Genomic DNA, 3,182 nt, shown 5'->3' with positions numbered 1-3,182 from the left:
TCATTTATTCCTCCATTTAAATTCCAGAGAAACTTGGTCTGTGATAAGAAATATGACAAAACGAACTCAGGTCAGTTAGCTATGAATAATTCGGGAATATCAATGCTATGGCACATTCATTTTTTGAAGACCGTGATACAACTTCTAATGTCACACTAACGAATATGCAGGATTTTAAGCAGGTCAATGATAAACTAGCTGAAGGCACATATCCATCAAAGCCCAATGAAATTATTGTAGGCTATCATTTTGCTCAAACATTATTAAATGAAGAGGATCGCAATATAATGGCTGAGAAAAGTAAAAAGGCTGAAGCTGAAGGTACTTATTATGATGGAAGAGACGAGGGCTATAAGGAATCACTCATTGGTCAAAAGATTGACTTGTCCTTAGCAACTCATGATGATCCAAATAATGAAACGGAAAAAATGACCTATACAATTGTTGGTATTATGGAGAAGCCTTCTTATGATTGGATGATTGATAGCTCTATTCATATGGATAAGGCACAGAAGGCAGCATTAGCACAAAGCTTAGCACTTCCAGAGGATGAGCTGTTTTATTCGGAATTTAATATTTTTGCGGATACATTGGAAAATGTAAAGCCAATTTTAGAAACATTAAAAGAGAAAGGCTACAGTGTTTATTCAGTTACAGAGCAATTAGAGCAAATGAATGTATTTTTCCTTGTCTTAAAAATGGGTTTAATTTTTGTTGGGACAATTGCAGTATTAATTGCTTCTATCGGTATTTTTAATACAATGACAATGGCTGTGACAGAGCGCACACGTGAAATTGGTGTACTAAAGGCAATTGGTGCAAGCCCAAAGCTTATCCAACGATTATTTTTAATGGAAAGTACATTTATTGGTATTTTAGGGACGCTCATTGCGGTTGTTATTTCCTATGCTATTAGTATTGCAGCTAATATTGCATTGCCATTAATTTTAAAGGCAGCAACAGGAGAGGATGCCTTTGCAACAAATAATATTACGTTTTCTCTGATTCCATGGCAGCTCGTATTGATTGCAGCGGCTATTAGCATTGGGGTCGCAATGATTTCTGGCTATCGCCCAGCACGCAAGGCGACAAAAATTGATGTCATTCAAGCTTTACGACAAGAATTATAAGAAAAGGGGCTCAAATAACTTTTGAGCTCCCTTTTTATAGACCTATTGTAAATAGTCGCTTAGTTCATTTGCTAAAAATGGTGTGGCATTTAGGAGTTTTACAAAGGCATCGTAGCTAGCACGCTGTTGTTTATTTGGCCTTTTGCCTGTGTGGTAGGCTCGAATTAAAATATTTTTTGGTGTATTTTCCATATCAATAAACTCCAGTAGCTGTGCCTCATAGCCAACCAATGATAATATTTCTGCTCGAATAGCATCTGTCGCAAGGGCAGCAAAACGTTCTCGTACAAGCCCGTGCTGTAGCATAATATCAAGAGCTGGTGTATGAAGCTGACGATTTAGCTCATGCTGACAACAAGGAACACTTAAAATAACGCTTGCACCCCACTTTACAGCGCGAGCCAAGGCCATATCTGTAGCAACATCACAGGCATGTAATGTTACCACCATATCAACAGCAGATTCCTCGTTATAATCATTAATATCCCCTACAAGAAATTCAAGCTGGTCATAGCCTAAATCCTGTGCAATCTGTGAGCATTCTTCAATAACTTCTTTTTTTAAATCCAAGCCTGTTACGTGAATATCTAAGCCCTTTTCAATTTTTAAATAATGGTATAAAGCAAATGTTAAATAAGATTTACCTGAACCAAAGTCTAAAATTCGCACCTGCCGATCTTTTGGTAAGTAAGCTAAAGCATCGTCAATAAATTCAATAAAGCGATTAATCTGTTTAAATTTATCGTACTTTTGCTTTTTAACCTTTCCTTCCGCTGTTTGTACACCAAGTCGAATTAAAAAAGGATAGGGCTGGTCATCAGAGAGTAAGTAATTTTTTTTACGATTATGTGTAAGGCTGACCTGCTTTGGTGAAGCAGTCTTATCGGATTTCCAAAGCACCTTATTTTTTTTGGATAATTGTACATGTACTTTTTCATCTACAAAATCAATATGAGCTTGACGATAGTCCTCAAAGAAGGACTCAAGCTTGGCAGGGAAGCTTGCTAAAAGGATATTTTCATGTTTTAAAATCCGTTCATATTGGTATTCAATTTGTATATGGTAAGCATTTTTAAGCATTAATGGCTTTAATTTAATTCGTTTGATGTCATTAGATTTCATGCGCGGTTGACTAATTGTTGCAGTAACAAGCTGCTGCTGTAAGATTTGCTCAATAAGCTGAGCTTTCATTTCCTCAAATGTCATATATTTTTCGCCTACTTTATTGTGTGATAGATGGCACTAGTTTAACATACTTTTTTCAGTGACCAAGGCTACTTTGGCTTAGTGAGCTATTTTTATTATTATAATTAAGAAATTACAGGGATAATTGGCTATTTACGGTACCTTTATTATAGTAAGAATAGGTGATACTAAACATATATCAAGGAGGGAAGCATATGTCAGATAATATGTATCAATTATTAGCCATTATTATTTATATGGTCGCTATGCTGGCAATTGGTTGGTATGCATTTGCGAAAACATCTAATTTAACAGACTATATGCTGGGCGGGCGTTCTTTAGGACCAGCGGTAACAGCATTAAGTGCAGGGGCAGCTGATATGTCAGGATGGCTCCTAATGGGCTTACCGGGGGCGATTTTTTTATCAGGTCTTGTAGAGGTATGGATTGCTATTGGTTTAACAATCGGCGCTTATTTAAACTGGCTATTGGTAGCACCAAGGTTGCGTGTGTATACACAGGTGACAAATGATTCGATTACTATTCCAAGTTATTTGGATAGTCGATTGCGTGATCAGACAAAGCTAATTCGAATTGCTTCAGGAATTATTATTTTAGTGTTCTTTACATTTTATGTATCATCTGGGATGGTTGCAGGAGGCAAGTTTTTTGATAGCTCCTTTGGTTATGACTATCATTTAGGCTTACTAATTGTTTCAGGTGTAGTTGTTGCCTACACATTATTTGGTGGATTTTTAGCTGTTAGTTATACATATATAAGGTGATTAACTTTTAGACTTACACTCTTTTTCTTCGTTTTCCTGTATACTATTCTTAATAGATATGAAACGGAGAAAAATGATGCGT

At 36.2% G+C, this 3,182-nt stretch carries 2 protein-coding genes and 1 pseudogene; 2 read left to right on the top strand and 1 reads right to left on the bottom strand.

Annotated elements, in window-relative coordinates:
* The first annotated feature begins 107 nt into the window (after positions 1 to 107).
* On the top strand, positions 108 to 1,130 hold the full coding sequence (locus ACIQVU_RS20110) for an ABC transporter permease (protein ID WP_402897009.1): 1,023 nt from the start codon (positions 108 to 110) through the stop codon (positions 1,128 to 1,130).
* A 42-nt stretch (positions 1,131 to 1,172) separates the two neighbouring features.
* Here ACIQVU_RS20110 and ACIQVU_RS20105 read toward each other — a convergent pair whose 3' ends face one another.
* Complete coding sequence (locus ACIQVU_RS20105) at positions 1,173 to 2,336, bottom strand: class I SAM-dependent methyltransferase (RefSeq protein WP_340807992.1); 1,164 nt, start codon at positions 2,334 to 2,336, stop codon at positions 1,173 to 1,175.
* A 194-nt stretch (positions 2,337 to 2,530) separates the two neighbouring features.
* On the opposite strand from ACIQVU_RS20105, the pseudogene ACIQVU_RS20100 reads away from it, so the two are divergent.
* A pseudogene (locus ACIQVU_RS20100) lies at positions 2,531 to 3,088 on the top strand (sodium:solute symporter family transporter); the annotation flags it as partial.
* Positions 3,089 to 3,182 lie beyond the last annotated feature (94 nt).

This window comes from Lysinibacillus sp. NPDC098008, from assembly GCF_044760715.1.
GTDB lineage: Bacteria > Bacillota > Bacilli > Bacillales_A > Planococcaceae > Lysinibacillus.
The sequence above is the reverse complement of the archived record's forward strand: the minus strand, read 5'-3'. Positions and strand labels throughout refer to the sequence as shown.

Excerpts from the sequence above, each read along its gene's own strand:
- ACIQVU_RS20110 (WP_402897009.1), top strand. The coding sequence starts at position 108 with ATGGCACATTCATTTTTTGAAGACCGTGATACAACTTCTAATGTCACA.
- ACIQVU_RS20105 (WP_340807992.1), bottom strand. The coding sequence starts at position 2,336 with ATGACATTTGAGGAAATGAAAGCTCAGCTTATTGAGCAAATCTTACAG.